The 919-nt window shown below is 44.0% G+C and carries 1 tRNA gene and 1 pseudogene; both read right to left on the bottom strand.

The window, feature by feature from the left end:
* A pseudogene (locus tag GPK89_RS07795) lies at positions 1 to 233 on the bottom strand (plasmid segregation actin-type ATPase ParM); the annotation flags it as partial.
* A gap of 414 nt (positions 234 to 647) precedes the next feature.
* Positions 648 to 723: transfer RNA gene (locus GPK89_RS07790), tRNA-Lys, on the bottom strand.
* Between the last annotated feature and the right edge of the window lie 196 nt (positions 724 to 919).

The following is a 919-nucleotide window of genomic DNA, read 5'->3' as shown; positions in this document are numbered from 1 at the left end:
ATCTCCTTTGCGATAGCTGCCAGTGTCAGCAGGTAGTAGTTGTCGTTTACAGTTTTGTCCCGCTGGATAGGCTGCCGCCCGGAGCCACAAACAAAAAAGCACCCGCCAAACTCTAAGAGTCCTTGGCGGGTGTAGGGTTCGTGTTCTCCATAGCTTGTCAGCCCTGCCGGGAACGAGCAGAGGGCTGTTTTGATGGCGTAGTAACCGTGGTCGATGCCGATAATGATGCTCATGGGAAATACCTCCATTTTTTGTATTCTACAATCTATAATAAACGGTTGCCTTTTGGGGCTTCCGGAATTTTTGCATGAAAAAAGCGGTTCATTGGTATTGTACCAACAAACCGCCATTAAGGATTTGGAGAGCTTATTTTGACAGTCCTCTCCCCTTCTGATATAATTTACTCTTGATTGTCGCCTCCAAATTATGAGGGAGGTGAACGCTTGAGTTTTCAGGAAATAATTTTGCTGCTTACTTTTATTGGCAGCTGCATATATGCCACCGTTTCTCTTACACTAAAAGTTCTTGAATTTCTCTTAAAAAATAAAAAGAGCCGCTGACTTAGACAGAAGTCAGCGGCAAATGAAAGCACTCCACAAAGCGGCAATCATTATGAAAATAGCCTTACGTTTCCGTAAGGCTATTTTTGGTGCACCATCGGGGACTCGAACCCAGGACCCACTGATTAAGAGTCAGTTGCTCTACCAACTGAGCTAATGGTGCATATATGAGATTTACGCGATACATCGTGAAATCTCAATTTGAATAGTTCAGTCGAAGTTCATCATTCACAGCTTTAGTGTGAGTTAATTACGCTACCAACTGAGCTAATGGTGCTTAAAAGAGAAGCCGGCATCTACCTATTTTCACAGGCCGTTTCCAGCCAACTATCTTCGGCACAAGTGAGCTTAACTTCTGT

Source organism: Gemmiger formicilis, assembly GCF_018784445.1.
In the GTDB taxonomy this organism is placed as follows: domain Bacteria; phylum Bacillota; class Clostridia; order Oscillospirales; family Ruminococcaceae; genus Gemmiger.
The sequence above is the reverse complement of the archived record's forward strand: the minus strand, read 5'-3'. Positions and strand labels throughout refer to the sequence as shown.